Origin of the sequence: Synechococcus sp. MU1651, assembly GCF_023630635.1 — a bacterium.
In the GTDB taxonomy this organism is placed as follows: Bacteria; Cyanobacteriota; Cyanobacteriia; order PCC-6307; family Cyanobiaceae; genus Parasynechococcus.
Map to the genome: position 1 here is coordinate 1 of NZ_JAKUHJ010000005.1, position 18987 is coordinate 18987.

At 63.8% G+C, this 18987-nt stretch carries 21 protein-coding genes, 2 tRNA genes and 1 pseudogene; 13 read left to right on the plus strand and 11 right to left on the minus strand.

The window, feature by feature from the left end:
* Together infB and NCN05_RS05970 are read left to right on the plus strand one after the other, a co-directional pair.
* On the plus strand, window positions 1-2499 hold a 2499-nt coding region (gene infB, locus NCN05_RS05965; RefSeq protein WP_250397388.1), incomplete at its 5' end, for a translation initiation factor IF-2.
* Window positions 2500-2513: 14 nt separating this feature from the next.
* Window positions 2514-3074: pseudogene (locus NCN05_RS05970) on the plus strand (low-complexity tail membrane protein); the annotation flags it as partial.
* Window positions 3075-3704: 630 nt separating this feature from the next.
* On the opposite strand, the gene NCN05_RS05975 reads toward NCN05_RS05970, so the two are convergent.
* Complete coding sequence (locus NCN05_RS05975; RefSeq protein ID WP_502988803.1) at window positions 3705-3977, minus strand: DUF3493 domain-containing protein; 273 nt, start codon at window positions 3975-3977, stop codon at window positions 3705-3707.
* A gap of 43 nt (window positions 3978-4020) precedes the next feature.
* On the opposite strand from NCN05_RS05975, the gene NCN05_RS05980 reads away from it, so the two are divergent.
* Window positions 4021-4093 (plus strand) — tRNA-Thr (locus tag NCN05_RS05980).
* 43 nt (window positions 4094-4136) lie between these two features.
* Here NCN05_RS05980 and NCN05_RS05985 read toward each other — a convergent pair.
* The 4 genes from NCN05_RS05985 to NCN05_RS06000 are packed head-to-tail and all read right to left on the minus strand — an operon-like array spanning window position 4137 to window position 6265.
* A complete protein-coding gene (locus NCN05_RS05985; protein WP_250397389.1) occupies window positions 4137-5225 on the minus strand; it encodes a transporter substrate-binding domain-containing protein in 1089 nt (362 codons plus the stop codon).
* Window positions 5222-5563, minus strand: a complete 342-nt coding sequence (locus NCN05_RS05990; RefSeq protein WP_250397390.1) for a hypothetical protein — start codon at window positions 5561-5563, stop codon at window positions 5222-5224. Before NCN05_RS05990 ends, NCN05_RS05985 begins: the two co-directional genes overlap by 4 nt.
* Window positions 5564-5857: a hypothetical protein gene (locus NCN05_RS05995; protein ID WP_250397391.1), complete on the minus strand. Its 294-nt coding sequence runs from the start codon at window positions 5855-5857 to the stop codon at window positions 5564-5566.
* Window positions 5858-5899: 42 nt separating this feature from the next.
* Window positions 5900-6265, minus strand: coding sequence for a hypothetical protein (locus NCN05_RS06000; RefSeq protein WP_250397392.1), 366 nt, complete (start codon window positions 6263-6265; stop codon window positions 5900-5902).
* Between the two features lie 178 nt (window positions 6266-6443).
* Here NCN05_RS06000 and NCN05_RS06005 point away from each other — a divergent pair, with 178 nt between their 5' ends.
* The 4 genes from NCN05_RS06005 (at window position 6444) to NCN05_RS06020 (ending at window position 10604) form a co-directional block, all read left to right on the plus strand.
* Entirely contained in the window at window positions 6444-7070 is a 627-nt protein-coding gene (locus tag NCN05_RS06005) for a succinate dehydrogenase cytochrome b subunit (protein WP_250397393.1), read from the plus strand.
* Window positions 7067-8986: a fumarate reductase/succinate dehydrogenase flavoprotein subunit gene (locus NCN05_RS06010; RefSeq protein ID WP_250397394.1), complete on the plus strand. Its 1920-nt coding sequence runs from the start codon at window positions 7067-7069 to the stop codon at window positions 8984-8986. Before NCN05_RS06005 ends, NCN05_RS06010 begins: the two co-directional genes overlap by 4 nt.
* Entirely contained in the window at window positions 8983-9711 is a 729-nt protein-coding gene (locus NCN05_RS06015; protein WP_250397395.1) for a succinate dehydrogenase/fumarate reductase iron-sulfur subunit, read from the plus strand. The genes NCN05_RS06010 and NCN05_RS06015 overlap by 4 nt, the downstream gene beginning before the upstream one ends.
* 113 nt (window positions 9712-9824) lie before the next feature.
* Window positions 9825-10604, plus strand: coding sequence for a prohibitin family protein (locus NCN05_RS06020; RefSeq protein WP_250397396.1), 780 nt, complete (start codon window positions 9825-9827; stop codon window positions 10602-10604).
* A gap of 9 nt (window positions 10605-10613) precedes the next feature.
* Here the strand turns inward: NCN05_RS06020 and NCN05_RS06025 are convergent, their stop codons facing one another.
* The 5 genes from NCN05_RS06025 to NCN05_RS06045 form a co-directional block, all read right to left on the minus strand.
* Window positions 10614-10886: a hypothetical protein gene (locus tag NCN05_RS06025; protein ID WP_244272885.1), complete on the minus strand. Its 273-nt coding sequence runs from the start codon at window positions 10884-10886 to the stop codon at window positions 10614-10616.
* A 218-nt stretch (window positions 10887-11104) separates the two neighbouring features.
* Window positions 11105-11293, minus strand: a complete 189-nt coding sequence (locus tag NCN05_RS06030; protein ID WP_115080922.1) for a hypothetical protein — start codon at window positions 11291-11293, stop codon at window positions 11105-11107.
* Window positions 11294-11359: 66 nt separating this feature from the next.
* Window positions 11360-12244 carry a tRNA glutamyl-Q(34) synthetase GluQRS gene (gene gluQRS / locus NCN05_RS06035; protein ID WP_250397397.1) on the minus strand — a complete coding sequence of 295 codons (885 nt, stop codon included), beginning with the start codon at window positions 12242-12244 and terminating at the stop codon, window positions 11360-11362.
* A 62-nt stretch (window positions 12245-12306) separates the two neighbouring features.
* A complete protein-coding gene (locus NCN05_RS06040) occupies window positions 12307-12582 on the minus strand; it encodes an HU family DNA-binding protein (RefSeq protein ID WP_006850925.1) in 276 nt (91 codons plus the stop codon).
* A 133-nt stretch (window positions 12583-12715) separates the two neighbouring features.
* The gene (locus NCN05_RS06045; protein WP_250397398.1) at window positions 12716-13375 is read right to left on the minus strand and encodes an MBL fold metallo-hydrolase; all 660 of its coding nucleotides are present in this window, start codon (window positions 13373-13375) and stop codon (window positions 12716-12718) included.
* 41 nt (window positions 13376-13416) lie between these two features.
* Between NCN05_RS06045 and NCN05_RS06050 the strand changes: the two genes are divergently transcribed.
* Window positions 13417-15522, plus strand: a complete 2106-nt coding sequence (locus NCN05_RS06050) for a glycogen debranching protein (protein WP_250397399.1) — start codon at window positions 13417-13419, stop codon at window positions 15520-15522.
* A gap of 4 nt (window positions 15523-15526) precedes the next feature.
* Here the strand turns inward: NCN05_RS06050 and NCN05_RS06055 are convergent.
* Window positions 15527-15597: transfer RNA gene (locus NCN05_RS06055), tRNA-Gly, on the minus strand.
* Window positions 15598-15728: 131 nt separating this feature from the next.
* On the opposite strand from NCN05_RS06055, the gene NCN05_RS06060 reads away from it, so the two are divergent.
* The 5 genes from NCN05_RS06060 to NCN05_RS06080 are packed head-to-tail and all read left to right on the plus strand — an operon-like array spanning window position 15729 to window position 18971.
* Entirely contained in the window at window positions 15729-17057 is a 1329-nt protein-coding gene (locus tag NCN05_RS06060) for an MFS transporter (RefSeq protein WP_250397478.1), read from the plus strand.
* The gene (locus NCN05_RS06065; protein WP_250397400.1) at window positions 17054-17803 is read left to right on the plus strand and encodes an MlaE family ABC transporter permease; all 750 of its coding nucleotides are present in this window, start codon (window positions 17054-17056) and stop codon (window positions 17801-17803) included. The genes NCN05_RS06060 and NCN05_RS06065 overlap by 4 nt, the downstream gene beginning before the upstream one ends.
* Window positions 17800-18201, plus strand: a complete 402-nt coding sequence (locus tag NCN05_RS06070) for a DUF3119 family protein (protein ID WP_250397401.1) — start codon at window positions 17800-17802, stop codon at window positions 18199-18201. The genes NCN05_RS06065 and NCN05_RS06070 overlap by 4 nt, the downstream gene beginning before the upstream one ends.
* Before the next feature lie 39 nt (window positions 18202-18240).
* On the plus strand, window positions 18241-18582 hold the full coding sequence (locus NCN05_RS06075; RefSeq protein WP_250397402.1) for a nucleotidyltransferase domain-containing protein: 342 nt from the start codon (window positions 18241-18243) through the stop codon (window positions 18580-18582).
* A complete protein-coding gene (locus tag NCN05_RS06080; RefSeq protein WP_250397403.1) occupies window positions 18579-18971 on the plus strand; it encodes a HEPN domain-containing protein in 393 nt (130 codons plus the stop codon). The genes NCN05_RS06075 and NCN05_RS06080 overlap by 4 nt, the downstream gene beginning before the upstream one ends.
* Window positions 18972-18987 lie beyond the last annotated feature (16 nt).

The window sequence follows — 18987 nt, forward strand, 5'->3', positions numbered from 1 at the left end:
CGCCAGGGCGGTCCAAGCCGTCCAGGAGCCCCCACCCGACAAGGTCGCCCCGGGATGCCCCCCCGCAGCGGCAACACCCTGGAACTGGTCGGCAAGCCGATTCGTCGCGACGGCAGCAGCACAGGTAGCAGCCGTCCTGGTGCGCCCACCCGTCCGGGAGCTCCTGGACGTCCCAGCATGCCCGCTGGAATGCGCAAACCGGTGGCTCCCGGTGAGCTCATGCAGCTGCAGAAGCCTGTCGGCAGGCCAGCAGCGCCGGCACCCCGCCGTCCGGATGCACCCACCAAAGCCGGTGCAGGTCCAGGAACGGCCACACCGCCCGTGGCGCGTCCGAATGCCCCCTCGGCGCCCCGCCGTCCCAGCTTCCGTCCTGGTGGCCCTGGTGGCCAGCGGCGGCCAGGCCGTCCCGACTGGGATGACAGCGCACGGCTCGATGCTCTGCGCAGCCGCTCGCCGCAGAAGCAGCGCCAGAAGGTGCACATCATCGGTGAAAACGATGATTCCCTGGCGGCACAGACCGGCGGCTTCGCCGGCGAACAGGAGAACATGGTTCTCTCGGCGAGCCTGGCTCGTCCCGCCAAGCCCAAGTCGCAGCAGCGCACCGCACCCAAGCCGGTGGCGGCAATGCGCAAGCGCAAGAAGGAAACCGCCCGCCAGCGTCAGCGCCGGCGTGCCATGGAGCTGCGGGCAGCCCGGGAAGCCAAGCAGGTGCGGCCCGAAATGATCGTTGTGCCGGAGGACAACCTCACGGTGCAGGAACTGGCGGACATGCTGAGCGTCGAAAGCTCAGAGATCATCAAATCCCTTTTCTTCAAAGGGATCATCGCCACGGTCACCCAGACCCTGGACATGCCCACGATCGAGGCCGTTGCCGACGAATTCGGTGTGCCGGTGCTGCAGGACGACGTGGAGGAGGCGGCCAAGAAGACCGTCGAAATGATCGAAGAGGCCGACAAGGCTCACCTGATCCGACGTCCGCCCGTGGTCACCGTCATGGGCCACGTCGACCACGGCAAAACCAGCCTGCTGGATGCCATCCGTCAGGCCCGCGTCGCTGCGGGTGAGGCCGGCGGCATCACCCAGCACATCGGTGCGTATCAGGTTGAGATCGAGCACAACAACGAGCAGCGCAAGCTCACCTTCCTGGACACTCCGGGCCACGAAGCCTTCACGGCCATGCGAGCCCGCGGCACCAAGGTGACCGACGTGGCTGTGCTGGTGGTGGCCGCTGACGACGGCGTCCGCCCCCAGACCCTGGAAGCCATCAGCCACGCCCGGGCCGCTGAAGTGCCGATCGTGGTGGCGATCAACAAGATCGACAAGGAAGGTTCATCGCCCGAGCGGGTGAAGCAAGAGCTGTCTGAGCAAAACCTGCTGGCGGAAGACTGGGGCGGCGATGTGGTGATGGTGCCCGTGAGCGCCATCAAGGGCGAAAACATCGACAAGCTCCTGGAGATGCTGCTGCTGGTCACCGAAGTGGAAGACCTGCAGGCCAACCCGGATCGTCTGGCCCGCGGCACCGTGATCGAGGCCCACCTCGATAAGGCCAAAGGCCCCGTGGCCACGCTGCTGGTGCAGAACGGCACCCTCAAGACCGGCGACGTCGTCGCCGCTGGTCCGGTGCTGGGCAAGGTGCGCGCCATGGTGGACGACAACCGTCAACGCCTCAAGGAAGCGGGCCCCTCCTTTGCTGTGGAGGCCCTGGGCTTCAGCGAGGTGCCCACCGCCGGTGACGAGTTCGAGGTGTACCCCGACGAGAAATCAGCCCGGGCCGTGGTGGGCGATCGCGCCTCCGATGCCCGTGCCACCCGTCTTGCTCAGCAGATGGCGTCACGACGCGTCTCGCTCACGGCCATGTCCGGCCAGGCCAATGACGGCGAGCTAAAGGAACTCAACCTAATTCTCAAGGCCGACGTTCAAGGCTCCGTGGAAGCCATCCTCGGATCGCTCGAGCAGCTGCCCAAGGATGAGGTGCAGGTGCGGGTGCTGCTGTCGGCACCTGGCGAGATCACCGAAACCGACGTCGACCTGGCCGCCGCCTCCGGCGCGGTGATCGTGGGCTTCAACACCTCCATGGCCTCCGGCGCCAAGAAAGCGGCGGATGCCACCGGGGTGGATGTACGCGACTACGACGTGATCTACAAGCTGCTGGAAGACATCCAGTTGGCGATGGAAGGTCTGCTGGAGCCGGAACTGGTGGAGGAAGCCCTGGGCGAAGCCGAGGTGCGCGCCGTCTTCACCATCGGCAAGAGCGCCGTGGCCGGCTGTTATGTCACCACCGGCAAGCTGCATCGCAACTGCCGGGTGCGGGTGCACCGCGGAAAACAGGTGGTCTACGAGGGCGACCTCGACTCCCTGCGTCGCAACAAGGACGACGTCAAGGAAGTGGCCACGGGCTTCGAATGTGGTGTCGGCACCGATCGGTTCGCCAACTGGGAAGAGGGCGATCGCATTGAAGCCTTCAAGATGGTTACCCAACGCCGCAAACTCACCACCTGACCCCGCAAGCGATCGTGCAGCCCCGCAGCGAGCCCCTGCTCTGGCTTCAGTGCCTGGCCCTTGGAGCCATTCCACTGGAGCTGCTGCTGATCCGCCTGGTTCTGGCCGGCGCGGATCCGGGTCCTGTTCCCGGTGTGGAGCGATTTCTGATCTGGGGGGTGGGGGTCCTGGCCCCAGCCGTCGCGTTGTGGCGACGGCCCGCCGACTGGGGCTCGCTGCTGTTCGTGCGTCAGCCGCTGGCCAGCCGCAACAGCGATCAACTCCGCATCAGTGCATCCCAAGGCGGCTTGAGCAGCCGCGCCGCTGTGGTGATCGCCGCAGTGATCCTGCTGCCCGTCCTCTGGTGGATGGACGATTCAGCGGTGCTGGCGAGTGAATTTTCCCCGGTGTCGGGACAATCCCGTCTGGTCACCCTGTTGCTGGTCAGCCCATTGTTGGCCTTGATGGTCTGGCAGGTGCAGCAGCTGATTCAAGCCGCAGCGCTATTGCTTGGATCACCAGCAACCGTTGCCCCTGCCGATTCGGCTTTTCGTGCTGATGCTGTGGCAACGCAACGCACCAGCCTGGGCCTGCAGTTGCTCAACCTCTCTGGCCTGGAGTGGCCGGAGCCTGTGGTGGAGCCGATCCAGCAAGAGCCCGACCAGGCCATCGGGGTAGAAGAAACCGCGTCGGAGACGGACGACAGCACGGATCAAGCCAGTACGGATCAAGCCACTACGGATCAATCCAGCACTGACAACGAATCACCCGACGGGGAAAGTTCAGCCGACAATCCGGCGACGGCTGCAGTGTCTGACGAAGCTGATCCCGAAGCCGCTCCTGAGCCCGTCGTTGCCGAGGCTCAAGCTGACGACGAGTCGTCTGATGACGCTGAAGAGGCTGCTCCAACACCCGATCAGGACGCCGATGAGGCCATGGACGCAGAAGACATGGAAGACACCACGCCGGAGCCGGACGACAGCACGGAAGACATCAGCGCCTCCGTCATCAGCCCTGACAACGAAGAGCCAGATGACGAAGCACCAGACAACCAAGAGCCAGACGGCGAAAGTTCAGCCATCAACGCCGCGACGGCTGAAGAGTCCGATGACGTCGAGCCCGAAGCGCTGGAACCCGTCGATGCAGAGGCTCAAGACAACATGTCGGAAGACGACGACGCTGAAGACGACAACTCTGAAGACATCAGTGCGGTTGACGCCGACGAATCAAGTGTCGCTGCTGCTGCCTCTGTTGCGGTCGAACCAGAGCAGCCCGGAGAAGAGCAGGAGAGCACCCCCCTGGATGCCGAAGTCAGCCAGATCGACGGTGTCGCCGGCGGAAGCACGGAAAGCCATCGTGAACAGGCCGAGTCCAGCAGAGGCAAAGAGAGCGAACCAGACGAGCCGTCTGAGCCCACGCCACGGGGTCTTTGATTCCTTCAGCAACCGTTCCCGCAGGGCGGGATCCAGGCCAGATTTGGGGCGGGGATTATCGGGCAAACGTCCAAGTTGGATTCAGAGCAAATGTTAAATTGCTTGTGACGCCGATGTAGCTCAGCCGGTAGAGCAACGCTTTCGTAAAGCGTGGGTCGCCTGTTCAAGTCAGGTCATCGGCTTTTTAAGCAGTGGTGCATTGAATCAGCCGGATCCAATGCGCGCCTAATTAACACATAGCCGCTTCAATCCCGAAGACGAGCAGAGACCATTCCCGCTGGTGATCCTTCCACTGAGAAGATCATTCCAGGGAACAATCCAGTGCGCTGGATTGACATCAGTCAACACGTCAGCCCCCTCAGGATTCTGAAGCACCAGGATCCTTCGCGACCGCAGTTTGAGCTGGCGCCTTAACCAGGGCGTCATGATCGCTTCTTCAACAAGGCGCTGGTACGAGCCATCGGCGATCACCCGTTCAAAACCGGTCTGAATCGCGGCTGCCAGCTCCGTGTTCTCTGGAGCCACATAGAAGAAACCCGCAAAGGGATAAACAATTAACAGATGGGGATCCAGCAGCATCTGCGGGTACAACGACCTCACCACGGAAGCCTCCGCTTCAAGTTCCGCCACACCGCGGGGAAACAACTGCACCCGGTTGTCATTCACCAAGCGCAGCAATTTTTCCGACCGGGCGGTGTAGGTGCGCAACCCAGCACGATCGAAAATTTCAACATCGCTCCAGCCCAGTCCTTGCACCAAAACGAGGCGTTGGAGGTTCTGAAGGCTGCGGATCGTTTGCAGTTCGGCCAGGGATGCCTGATTGGTCCATCCCGCCCGCAGCCCGAGGAGTCCACCTGTCACCGGAATGGGCACCGCCCGCAGACGACGGTTCAACTCAGGGCCGGCACCGTACACACCAACCGAGAGTCGCAAGGGGTTCCGCCGACCCGCCTTCTGCCCTTCCGCGAGCGCTGCAATCGCCTCATCCTGCGGCTGAACGGCAGCGCTGAAACCCAGGGCAAATGGTGTGCCGCTGCGCTCCAGCACCAGCTTCAGCAAGCGAAAGCGAAAGTCGTTCTGATCCTGACCGAGGCGTCGATCCAACACCACGGGAAGCGTGCCCTGCGGCAGTGCTGCAACTTCATCCGCCGTCAGGACATAGCGATCGGGCAACAGCTGGCGGCGTTCCGACAACCGGGGCTGAATCAACAGGGCTCCCAGAGACAGGAGGACCAGCGTCAATAACGACGTCAAAAGAGCCCCAAGCCCCTTGGCCTGCGACTCCATCATCTCGGTGCGGGATGGTTCAGTCACGGAATGATCATGAATATGGCGAGCAGCGTGATGCCCACATAGCTGGGCAAGAGCAACACGCGCATCACCTGGGAAACGCGCTCGTTGAGAACAATCAGATGGCTGTCAATCAACTCATCAGCCGCCACCACATACAAAATCCCCAGGAAAATGATCAGCTGCAGATTGCCGATGAAGCCCGCCATGGCTGTGACCGGCAGCTTCCCAGCGATGTAGACGAAATTGCCCCCCGCTGACACCACGGCCGCCAGGATCAGATCATCCCGGCTGTGGGTAATCAGCAAACTCATGCAGCACAAACCGATGGCGAGCATGTAGCCGAGAAAATCCGGCGCCACCTAGAGGAGGCTGCGGCGCCGGATCAGCAGATCCAGCGACACGGCCGGTTGACGACGAATCACCTCTCCATCAGCGAGGGGGCGCCCAAGCTCACTCATCAAGCTGACGCTCGAGGCATAGGCACCGGGCTGCTCGAGCGTCCAGCCCGGGAGCACCAGACCGGGAGACACGGCAAATGGATCGGGATCGGCAACATCCAGATTCACTGCAGCCAGTGGATCCGCCAGACCGATCTGGACATGCAGCATCTGATCGTCAAAGGGATAGCGCTGCAGCCGCCAACGTTTGACCACGGCCGAACACACCCGGTAGAGGTTCCATGCGCCGGCCGCGGTTTACTCGTGGCTCACCCGCTCAAACCGCTGAATGTCGCCGTCGTAGATCCCGTTGAGGATCATCAGCTGATCACTGGGATCGGCCTGCGGATCACCAGCCCAGGTGGTCCAGAGCAACATCTCCACAGAGAACTGGTCCTGCAGGAGATCGATATCGCTGATGTTGGTGACGTAGGCGCCGATCCGAAGCGGCGGCCCTGCTGGTTCCACCCGCTCCACCGGAGCCGACCCCCAGTCGATCGGAGCGGGCCTCGGGTCGAAATCGGCCTTGGCGCTCCATCCCAACTGCGCCATCGACAGGCTGAACGCGCAGGCCAGAGCAACCCAGACAAGCCGCCATAGCCAACGACGGGACCTCAGCCTCACGCCAGCCAGCGTTCACAACCTCCCCACGATGACAAGGTTGAACGACGGCGACCAGCACGAAACCAGCCTTTTCCACGATCTGAATACGATTGGACTAGGAATCAATGACGACCCTGATGTCGAAACAACGCGTCGATCGCAGGTTTCGTCCCAGCCGAAATCCTGTGGCCTGGGGTTCATGCAGGATCCAACCTTGATGCGCATTGGCTCGGCCATCAGCGGGTTGCTGCTGGTGCTGTTTCTGGTGGTTCATCTGGCCGGTTTGTTGCCCGCGCTGATCGCACCGGTGCAGTTCGAGCACTACGCCACGGCCCTGCATCACCAGCCATGGCTGCCAGTGTTGGAGGTCGGCCTGGCCGCCACCGCAGCCATGCATCTGAGCTGCACCATCGCCAAAACGCTGCGGAATCGAGGTGCTGGAAACACAGCGGCGCTGCGTAGCCGTCGCGGTCGTCCGCTGGACGCTCTGGCCAGCCGCAGCAAGATGGCAGCCGGTGTGATCACCCTTGGATTTCTGGCCCTGCATCTGCAACAACTGCGCTGGCCACGCCCGAGCGATGGGCTGGAGCGGGAGCTGCTGCAGCAGGTGCTGCACCGGCCGATCAGCTTGGTGGTTTATGCCGCCGGCAGCCTGGCCATTGGCCTGCATCTGCTCCACGGCGCGGAAGCAGCCCACCGCAACCTGGGTCTGCTTAATCCCGCCAACGGCCCCAGCATCCGCTGGGGAGGTCGGCTCTTGGCATCGGGAATCGGAGGAGGCTTCCTGCTGATCAGCCTGGGACTGGCCCTCGGAGGGTTGGCATGACAAAGGGCCTGCCTGATCCCAGGATTCCCGCCGGGCCGCTCGCCGATGCCTGGCGACGGACCCGCGAAGGACTGCCGCTGATCAGCCCTCTGCGCAAAGGGCAGATGGACGTGCTCGTGGTGGGCACTGGCCTGGCGGGCGCTTCCGCCGCAGCGACTCTGGCGCAACAGGGCTACCGGGTCACGGTGCTCAGCTTTCACGACAGCCCGCGACGTGCCCATTCGGTGGCGGCCCAGGGGGGCATCAATGCCGCACGTTCTGTGGCGGTGGATGGCGACAGCGTCAGCCGCCTGTTCGCCGACACCCTCAAAGGGGGCGACTTCCGCGCCCGGGAAGCGGGCTGCCAGCGGCTGGCGGAAATCAGCAGCGGCATCATCGATCAATGCGTGGCCCAGGGGGTGCCGTTCGCACGCGAATACGGCGGCAGCCTGGCCACCCGCAGTTTTGGCGGGGCCCTGGTGAGCCGCACCTTTTATGCCCGGGGGCAGACCGGCCAGCAATTGCTTTATGGCGCCTACCAGGCCTTGATGCGCCAGGTGGAGCTGGGCCGAGTTCAACTGCTCACCCGCCGGGACGTGCTCGAGCTGATCACCGTGGATGGGGTCGCCCGTGGTGTGGTAGCGCGCCATCTGCTGAGTGGTGAGCTGGAGGTGCACACCGCCCGCACCGTTCTGCTCTGCACCGGCGGTTACAGCAACGTCTACTTCCTCTCCACCAACGCACTGAAGTCGAACACCAGTGCGATCTGGAGGGCCCACCGCAAAGGGGCGCTGTTCGCCAATCCCTGCTTCACCCAGATCCATCCCACCTGCATCCCCAGTGGCGATGCCTTCCAGAGCAAGCTGACGCTGATGAGCGAAAGCCTGCGCAACGACGGGCGGGTCTGGCTGCCCAAGAACCCCGGCGAGACGCGCCAACCCGATGCGATACCGGAAGAGGAACGCGACTACTTCCTCGAAAGGCTCTATCCCACCTACGGCAACATGACGCCACGGGACGTCGCCTCCAGGCGGGCCAGAGAACTCTGCAACGCGGGGCGGGGGGTTGGTCCAGGGGGGCGCTCGGTTTACCTCGACCTCACCGATGCCATCAGAGCTGAAGGCAAAGACGCCATTGCCGCCCGCTATGGCAACTTGATGACGATGTACGAGCGCATCAGCGGCGATGACCCGTACAAGAAGCCGATGCGCATCTATCCCGCACCGCACTACACAATGGGTGGCCTCTGGGTGGACTACCACCTGATGAGTTCCATCCCCGGCCTGTTTGTTCTGGGGGAGGCGAACTACTCCGAACATGGCGCCAACCGCCTGGGCGCCAGCGCCTTGATGCAAGGGCTCGCCGATGGCTACTTCATTGCGCCGTCCACGGTCACGGCCTGGCTGGCGGGCAACTCGGTGCAGGATGTAGCCACCGATCACCCGGCGTGCCGCGAGGCCTTGGAGAGCACCCGCCGCCGCATCAGCCAATTGATCAACAGCGCAGGCAGCACCTCGGTGGACAGCTTCCATCGCGAGCTGGGCAGCGTGATGATCGACCGCTGCGGCATCAGCCGCCATGCCGATGGTCTACGGGAGGGGCTGGAACAGGTGAAGGCGCTGGAGGAGCGGTTCGAGGCCGAAGTGCGGGTGCCCGGCGAAGCCAGCGGCCCCAATGCCGAGCTGGAGAAAGCGCTGCGGGTTAAAGACTTCTTCGGGCTGGCCCAGCTGATGCTGCGGGATGCCCTAGCCCGGGAGGAGTCGTGCGGGGCCCACTTCCGCGAGGAACACCAAAGTGACGAGGGCGAAGCCCGACGGGATGACGTGAACTTCGCCCACATCGCCGCCTGGGAGCACAACACCAACGGTGAGCCGATCCGCCACAGCGAACCGCTGCAGTTCACCGCGCTGCAACCCAGCACCCGGAGCTACAAATGAAACTCACCCTGCGCATCTGGCGCCAGCGCAGCGCCGATCAACCCGGTGGTTACCAGAGCCATCAGCTGGAGAACGTCTCCCCCAACCTCTCCCTGCTGGAGGCCCTCGATCAGCTCAACGAACAACTGATCAGCGCCGTGGAACGGCCGGTGAGCTTCGAGCACGACTGCCGCGAAGGCATCTGCGGCAGCTGCGGCTTCCTGGTGAACGGCCAGGCCCATGGCCCTCGAGCTGCCACCTCCGTATGCCAGCTCTACCTGCGGGAGTTCAACGATGGTGCGGTGCTGACCCTGGATCCATGGCGCGCCAAGGCCTTTCCTCCGATCCAGGATCTGATGGTGGACCGCTCCGCCTTTGACCGGCTGATCGCCGCCGGCGGCTACTGCTCAACGGGCACCGGCCAGGCCCCCGATGGCAACGCCCTGCCCGTGGGCCGGGAGCAGGCCACAAGCGCCCTCAGCACGGCAACCTGCATCGGTTGTGGCGCCTGCGTCGCCAGTTGCCGCAATGCCTCGGCAAGCCTGTTCGTGGCCGCCAAGCTGGCGCACTTGGGGCAACTGCCGCAGGGGCAACCGGAACGGGCCAGCCGCGCTGACGCCATGCAACGCCAGATGGAGGCCGAGGGCTTCGGCAGCTGCAGCAGCAACCTCGAATGCGAGGCGGTCTGTCCCCAGGAGATTTCCGCCGACTGGATCAGCTGGATGCACCGGGAACGCAGAAGCTGACTGAGCAAAAAGACCACAATCGCTGCTGCGTCAGGCCAGAGATCATCAGAAATTTTTTGCCAATAACCCACAACAAATCACTACCGTTTTAAGGATCTACGCAAGCCAAAAGCATGCAATCCAACCCCCAGCCGGAGCAGATCACCAAAACCGTGGTGGGCGTGACCACGGTTTTCATTGGAGGCATTGCTCTGCTCTCCAGTGTGTTCGTTGTTCCCGCTGGTGAAGTTGGCGTGGTCACCACCCTTGGGAAAGTCTCCAACACCCCAAGAGAACCAGGTTTAAACCTCAAAATTCCATTCATTCAGTCGACCCATAATTTCAGCGTCAGAACGCAGGTCATCCCCGAAAAATTCTCAACACTTACCAAAGACCTGCAGGTGATCGAAGCCACTGCAACGGTGAAATATGCGGTCAAGCCCGGAGAAGCCCCCAGGATCTACAGCACGATTGCCACCGATGACTCTGCGATTTACGCCAGGGTGATTCAGCCATCCCTGCTGAAATCACTGAAATCAGTGTTCTCGAAGTATGAACTCGACACCATCGCCACCGACTGGAACAACATTTCCAGCCTTGTGCAAGAAAGCGTCTCCAATGAGCTGAGCAAATTCGACTATGTGGCCGTCAAAGGCCTGGACATCACGGGCCTCAAGATTGCTGAGGAATACCGAGCGGCCATCGAGCAGAAGCAAATCGCGCAACAGCAACTTCTGCGTGCCAAAACAGAGGTTCAGATCGCCGAGCAAGAGGCCCTGAAATTTCAGACCTTGACCCGTTCGCTCAATGACAGCGTTCTCTACAAGCTGTTCCTCGACAAGTGGGACGGGAAAACAAAGGTGGTTCCGCCCATTCGTGGGGGCAGCACGCCGCCAGTGATCGTCGGCCAATAACAGGATGGGTCAGAGCCCAGCGCAGCCGCGGGTCGCCGCCTGCAGATCAGCAATGGCCTCGGCGCCACGGCCCGCCCGCAGCTGCTGCATCACCAGATCCGCCTGAACCCCCAACAACAGGGTCTGGCAGGGATAGGCACTGCGGGCTGACGCCTGTTGCTGCAGGGCCTCCGCCTCGATCAAGGCCTGTTCACAGAGCTGAGGCTGACGGCCCTCCAAGCAGCGCCTGGCTCGGGCCTGAAAGGCTGCCAAGGGCGACGCACGCACCACAGGGGCCGCCATGGCGAGGAGCAGCAGGACTGTGACGGAGCGCGCGAGCAGGGCTCAGGGGGGCGATTTGCTGAGATGATGCCTGAACTTCGACCCATCGCCCCGCCGTGTACACCGACTGGACCGCCATTGCCCTGCTGCTGTTCACCGCGGTGCCGCTGTTGATCGTTGTGGCGACGGCCACCTACTTCGTGATCCAGAACGATCAGAAGACTCCCCTGGGCTGAGGATCAAGCCAGGGGCCGGGTCGGACAACTGAGTTTGGCCAGACCTGGGGTGTTGATGGGCTGGTGGTTCAACGGTGCCGACTGCACCGCTGAACTGATCTGACCGGTCCCCAGACAGACGATGCAGGTGCGGAAGCGGTCCCCCGACACCCGCTGCATCCCACTGCCACCACAGACGGTGCACGTGCACATGATCCCAAGGATCAGACGATGGATTCAGTGTGGGTGGAAAACCTGCCGCTGATCCCGAAGTGTTCCTTAAGAAATCACTGCATCGATCTCTTGCTGCGTCAAGTGTTCGAGCAACTCTGTTGCACTCAGGCGCGCACCAGGATCCAGCAGCTGCAGGCCTGAGGCCAAGCGACCAATCACCGCAGCCGCATCGAGCCCCGCGGCACGGAGCGGTTCCAGGCCGGAACTGGCCTCACGCTTGGACAGTTTCTGGCCGCTGGCATCACAAAGCAGCGGCCCATGCCGGAACTGGGGCGGTGATTCACCCAGGGCCGCAAAGACACTGCGCTGGGCTGGTAGGGCCTCGCGCAGATCAGCACCACGCACCACATCGGTGATGCCGAAGCTGAGTTCGTCGATCACGGTGGCGAGCTGGTAGGCGATGAAGCCATCGGCTCGCCGCACCACCACATCGCCACTGCCGTGGGGATCGTCATCAGCCACCCGCAGGCGCCAACTGGGGAGCCGCTGCTGCTGCCAGCCCCAGTGGTGCCCAGCGGTCCGGCAGAAGCCGGGGTAATTCGGCTGACCGGCAAGCTGCCTTCGGGAGCAGCGACAGGCGAACAACCATCCGGATCGGCGTAACCACGACAACCAGGAGTAGTAGATGCCACGCCGTTCGCTCTGGAGCAGCACCGGCCCATCCCATTCCAGGCCCAGCCAGCGCAAATCGCTTTGGATCTCTTCGATGGCACCGGCGCGGTTACGCGGCGTATCGAGGTCATCGATGCGCAGCAACCAGGCCCCACCGGCCTGACGGGCCGCCAACCACGAGAGCAGAGCCGTTTGCAGGTTGCCGAGGTGGAGCACCCCCGTGGGAGATGGGGCGAAACGGCCGCGGTAGCCACCGGCGGCAGCCAAGGCTCGCCCCCGCTCCAGATGCTGTTGCAGATGCTCCGGAAGTTCCTTCATCTGAACAGCCATCAAAAAAGGCGACCCACTGGGCCGCCCGGAGAACGAGGTTGAGGCGCTGATCAGCCCTGAACGCGATCCTTGAACATCTTGCCGGCGGTGAAGGCGGGAACGCGCTTGGCGGGAATCGCGATCTTCTCGCCGGTCTTGGGGTTCAGACCCTGACGGGCGGAACGCTCACGGGGCTCAAAGGAACCGAAACCGAGGATGGACACTTTCTTGCCTTCCACCACGGAGTCGATGATCGTGTCGATGGCGGCGTCGACAACCATGGAAACGTCGGTCTTGGTGAGCTCGGTGCGAGCAGCAACCAGATTCACCAGATCAGCTTTGTTCATTGGTTAGAGAGAGTCGGGGGGCGGGAGACGGCTCAGATACGGCGTCGTGGGCTCGCCGCTGCCTTCCCCAAGCGGCCCAATCGTATGGAGAGCAACCGGTTGCTGCAAGCGAAACGTGTTGTGCCGCAACGCTTTAGCTGTTGTCCGCCGCATCGCTCCAACCGCTGAAGGGCACGAGCCGCTCCCCACGCAAGGCACCAAGCGCAGCCCCAGAAAGCAGTTGGGGACTGGCATCTGAAGGAATCCAATCCCTGAGCCTGGCCAAGCTGTTCAGCTGTCTGGGCCAGTGGAATGTGCGGGCATGGCGCATCGGCGCGAGCTGACCCGGAGCCCATGGCGTCAGCAAACGCCCGCAGAACAACAGTTCATTTGGTGCCGGGGCGAACACCACACAGCTCCCCGGCGTCGGCCCCGGCGTCCACAACAGCCGCAAACCACTCACCGTGGTGTGTTCCTCGGCAAAGGTCTCCAACGGCTCCACATTGGGCAGGAGATAGGCCTCCTGTTCCTGCACCAGCACCGGCCATCCCAGGCGCTCCTGAACGCGACGCAAGCGCCCATGGCCTTCTCGGCTGGTGAGCAGGATCCTCGGGCTGCGGGTTCCCGCCAGCTGGCGCAGAGCCGTGAGGCTGGCCTCCGTCAACGGCGGGCAGTCCACCAGCACGGGCTCGGGATCCAGATCCAGCCACCAGGAGCTGCCGCCCTGGCTGTCGCGGTTGGGCGGGAACAACCAGAGGTCGTCACGCAGCTGCTGCGGCGGCCGGCCGGCCTCAAGTGTGGTGGTCATCGCCATTGGTTCAAAACAACGGACCAAACCACTAGTTTGAAGTCGAGATGCCCCAACGGGCCTTGAGTGGCATTCACCCCGGTTCTCCCTGGCCCCTGGGCAGCAGCCTCACCAGTCGAGGTGTGAACTTTGTGCTGGCGGCCCCCGGGGCGGACCGCATTGAATTGGTGCTCTACAACAACGGCAACGATCGCAGCCCGGAGCGGGTGATCGAACTGGACGGTCGACGCCACCGCTCGGGCGACTACTGGCACGTGGAAGTGGAGGGGGTCGGCGAAGGCTGCTGTTACGGCTACCGGGTCTTCGGGCCGCTGGCGCCGGGGGGCCATGGCTTCCAGCCCTCCAAGGTGCTGCTGGACCCCGCCGCCCGTGCCATCAGTGGCTGGGACGCCTACGACCGGGTGCTGGCCACCGGCCCCTCACCCAACGCCCACGCCTGCCTCAAGGCGGTGGTGTGCGAACGGGATCTGTTCGATTTTCAGGCCCATCCGCGCCCGCGCCACAGCTGGCAACGAACGGTGATCTACGAGCTGCATGTGGGGGGCTTCACCCGCCGTGAGGATGCCGGGGTCGCCGTGGAACACCGCGGCACCTACCTGGGCTTGATCGAGAAGTTGCCCTACCTCAAGGAGCTGGGCATCACGGCGGTGGAGCTGTTGCCGGTGTTCTGCTTCGACCCGGCCGATGCCCCCCCGGGGCGCGACAACGTGTGGGGGTACAGCCCCCTGAGCTGGTTCACACCCCACCACGGCTACTGCAGCAGTAGCGATCCGTTGCAGGCCCGCCATGAGGTGCGCCAACTAGTGGCCGCCTGCCACGACGCCGGCATCGAAGTGCTGCTGGATGTGGTCTACAACCACACCACCGAGGGCAACCGCCATGGCCCCACCCTGAGCTGGCGGGGTTGCGCCGACAACGTCTACTACCACCAAAACGAGGACGGCGACTATCAGGATGTGAGCGGATGCGGCAACTCGATCGCCGCCAATGCGCCAATCAGCACCCAGCTGATCCTCGAGTCGATGCGCTGCTGGGCCCTGGAACTGGGGGTGGATGGCTTCCGCTTCGATCTGGGCATTGCCCTGAGCCGCGGCGACCAGCTCAAACCCCTGAATAAGCCGCCCCTGTTCGCGGCAATGGAGGCCGACCCGCAGCTGAGTGATCTCAAATTGGTGAGCGAACCGTGGGACTGCGGCGGTCTTTATCGGCTGGACGACTTCCCCGCCAAGCGGATCGGGACCTGGAACGGCCATTTCCGCGACGGGGTGCGGCGCTTCTGGAAAGGGGACGACCACAGCACCTGGAGCCTGGCCCAGCGGTTCAAGGGCAGTCCCGATCTCTATGACGGCAAGCCCGTGGCCCTGGGGCGTTCGGTGAACTTCATCACCGCCCACGACGGCTTCACCCTGGCGGATCTGGTGAGCTACAACCGCAAGCACAACCTGGCCAACGGCGAAGACAACCGCGACGGCGAGAACCACAACAACAGCTGGAACCACGGCATCGAAGGCCCCAGCAGCAACCCCCTGGTGCAAAGCCTGCGGCGGCGTCAGCAACGCAACCTGCTCAGCTCGCTGCTGCTGGCCCGTGGCGTGCCGATGCTGCTGATGGGCGATGAAGTGGGCCGCAGCCAAGGGGGCAACAACAACAGCTGGTGCCAGAACAGCCCCCTGGGCTGGATGGTCTGGAATGAAGACCAGTGCGACCTGGAGCTGAAGCAATTTCTGCAGCGGCTGCTGCGGCTGCGCCAGTCCTTGCCGCAACTGTTCAATCCCTTGGTGCCGCCACGGGAAAGCAACCGCAAATCAGCGGAACAACCATCGGAGCAGCGCAGCGATATCTGGCGTCAATGGCACGGGGTGAACCTGGCCAAACCCGACTGGGCAGCCTGGAGCCGCACGACAGCCACCAGCCTCCACCGCGGCAGCCGCGGGGCGCTGCTGTGGATGGGCTTCAACGCCTACAAGGAAAGCCTCAGCTTTGAGTTGCCGGTTCCGGCCTCCCCCTGGAAACGGGTTATCGACACCTCTTTGCCCAGCCCTAAGGATTTCCCAGCCGAGCCAGCCAGCTTCAGCGGCGTTGAGATTCCCTTGCAGAGCCGGAGCTTCGTGCTGCTGCTCGCCGAGGAGGAAACCTCAGGCCTGCGGTTGTGATCAGAGCGGGTGACGGGAATCGAACCCGTGTCATCAGCTTGGAAGGCTGAGGTCTTACCATTACACAACACCCGCGTAGTACAAACGAACCACTGCCTCTGGGGCTGGTGGTGTCGTGAGCACGCATTCATTATGGCAATCCGCCTGCCCGAAGCCTCCGCGTGACACCGACCGACGCATCCCTCCAGGGATCCCGCCGCAGGCTGATGCTGGCCTACGGCCTGGGCGACGCCGGCACCGGACTTGCCGCCACCCAGCTGGGCTTCTATCTCTTTCCCTTTTTCATCTGTGCTGCTGGACTGCCGGCCTTCATCGCCGGCTCTCTGCTCACGGTGAGCAAGGTGTGGGACGCGCTGAACGATCCGCTGATCGGCTGGCTCAGCGATCACACCCGCAGCCGCTGGGGCCCGCGCCTGCCCTGGATGCTGACCGCAGCCTTGCCGCTGGGCATCAGCCTGACGGCGATGTGGTGGGTGCCCCCGGGCGACACGCTGCAGCGCACCACGTATTACGCGGTGATGGCGGTGTTGCTGATGACCGCCTACACCAGCGTCAACCTGCCCTACGCGGCCCTCAGCACCGAACTCACGCCGGACACCGCCATTCGCACCCGCCTGAATGCGGCGCGGTTCACCGGATCAATCCTGGCGGGTCTGAGCGGACTGATCGTGGCTTCGGTGGTGCTCACCGACGGAGGTGGGGGTTATCTGGCCATGGGCCGAATCACCGGCAGCATCGCCGCCACCACCACGCTGCTCTGCTGCTGGGGCCTGGCCCCCTACGCCAAGCGGGCCCAACGGCCGGTGCCCAACAACGAGCCGCCGATGCAGCAGCTGAAGCGGGTGATGGCCAACCCCCGTTTCCGCCAGGTTCTGGGGTTGTATCTGCTGCTCTGGTTCGGCCTGCAACTGATGCAGGTGGTGGCCCTGATCTGGCTGGTGCAGGTGGTGCATGTGCCCGCCAACCTCTCCACCTGGATCCTGCTGCCCTTCCAGATTGCCGCCCTGCTGGGGCTTCAGCTCTGGAGCAACCTCAGCAACCGCATCGGCCGCGTCGCCACCCTGCGCTGGGGCGCGGGGCTGTGGATCAGCGCCTGCCTGATCTCAATGCTGTTCCCGCCCCTAGCGGCGGATCCCGGCCCGCTGCAGTGGCTGCCGCTGGTGGGGCTGATCGCCCTGGTGGGGGTGGGAGCGGCGACGGCCTATCTGATCCCCTGGTCGCTGCTGCCCGATGCGATCGACGCTGATCCGAGCAAACCCGCCGGGCTCTACACCGCCTGGATGGTGTTCGGCCAGAAGCTGATCATCGGCCTGACCATGTCGGTGTTCGGCAGCCTGCTCTCGCTCACCGGCTACATCTCCGCCAAGGGGGGCAACTGCAGCGGAGCACTGAGTTTCATCGAACAGCCGGATTCAGCCCTGCTGGCGATCCGCCTCTGCATGGGTCTGATTCCCGCCATCCTTGTGCTGCTTGGCCTTGTGGTGATGCGAGGCTGGCCCGAGCGTGGAGCCCACCTGCAGAAGGCCGCCGGATGAACACGCCCCGTTCGATCAAACGCCTGGGCACGAGCCTGCTGATTGGAGGCCAGGCCGTGGCGGCCACGCTGCGCGGCCGGATTGATCGGGGCGAGCTGTTTGAGCAAATGCTGGAGGCCGGCCCGGGCAGCCTGCTGATCGTGCTGATCATCTCGGTGGCCGCCGGCTCGGTGTTCAACATTCAGGTGGCCGCAGAACTCACCCGCCAGGGGGCGGGATCAACGGTGGGCGGCATCCTGGCGATCGGCCTGGCACGGGAGATCGCCCCCCTGCTCACCTCCTGCCTGCTGGCCGGCAAGGTAGCCACCGCCTACGCCGCCCAGCTGGGGACGATGAAGGTGACCGAACAGATCGACGCGATCACGATGCTGCGCACCGACCCTGTGGAGTACCTGGTGGTGCCGCGGATGATCGCGATGGTGGTGATGGCACCGGTGCAGTGCTTCTTCTTCTTCTTCGTGGCGGTGTGGTCGGGCCAACTCACCAGCACGGCCCTCTACAACATCCCGCCGGCGGTGTTCTGGACCTCGGTGCGCACCTGGATGAACCCGCTGGACCTGCCGTTCATGCTGGTGAAAGCCCTGGTGTTCGGGCTGATCATCGCGACGGTGGCCTGCGGCTGGGGCCTGACCACCCGCGGCGGTCCCAAGGAAGTGGGCACCAGCACCACCGGCGCTGTGGTGATGATCCTGATCCTGGTGGCCTTGATGGATGTCGTTCTCACCCAGGTGCTGTTCGGAGCATGAGTTCAACCCCCGCCCCCGTCACCCTCAAGCCGGACGTGCGACTGCCGCTGCTGGTGGTGGCCCTTGGCCTGGCGCTGCTGCCACTGCCGCTTTCGCCCTGGCCCACTTTGGTGGTGGTGCTGTTCGGCCTGTTTCTGCTGATCCAGAGCGCCAGCCTGCGCTTGGAATTCAAGGAAGACGCTCTGATCGTGTGGCAGAACAGCCGCGAACTGCGGCGTTTCCCCTACGAGCAATGGCTGAGCTGGCGGCTGTTCGCCCCCTGGCTGCCGGGCCTGTTTTATTTCCGCGAAACCCAGAGCATTCACTTCCTGCCGATCCTGTTCAGCCCCAATGAGCTGCGGGAACAGCTGGAACTGCGGGTGGGGGCGCTGGAAGTGCCAGCCACCAGCGCTGACTGAACGCTTGCAGCAAGGGCGATCTGCCCATAGCGTCGGAGCATGGCCATCAGGGTTGCCGACATCCGCCGCCGCAAGCAGGCCGAGCGGCTCAGCGCGCTGCAGCAGCAGGCCAATCTTGTGCTGGGCGAGCAACCTGGCGGCAGCCTCTGGCTGTTCGGGTCCTGGGCGCGGGGCGACTGGGACGGTTTTTCGGATGTGGATGTGCTGGCCGTGGCTTCGAACCGCGATCAAGCCAGCGGCCTGGCGGATGCGGTGCTGCGGCATGGGATGGCCGATGACGTATTGGCCCTCACGGAGCAGGAATGGCAGGAGCGGCGGAACGGGAATGACCCCTACTGGCGCGCCATCGGACGCGATGCCGTTCGCCTGAGCGCAGCATGACCCCCCGTGTTGACGCCTGGATGCGCCAGGCCAACAGCGATTGGGCCGTGGCTGAACTCACGGCGGAGCAGGGCTTTCACAGCCAGGCCTGTTACCACTACGGCCAGGCGGCCGAAAAAGCCCTCAAGGCGTTGTTGATTTCGCTGGGCTCACTGCCGCCCTACAGCCACGCCTTGGAACGCTTGGTTGACAGCCTCGAATCAGCAGGGCTGGATGTGCAACCCCTGCGCGAGCTGCGGCTCAAAGCACTCAGCCGAATGAACAGCGAGACCCGCTATCCGAGCGACAGCGAAGCCCCGGCTGATCGCTTTGACGAGCAGGACAGCGAAGAAGCACGCAGCGTTGCGGAGCACGTGCTGGCCTTCGCCAAAGCCAGCCTTCAACCGTAGGCACGATATTTACACG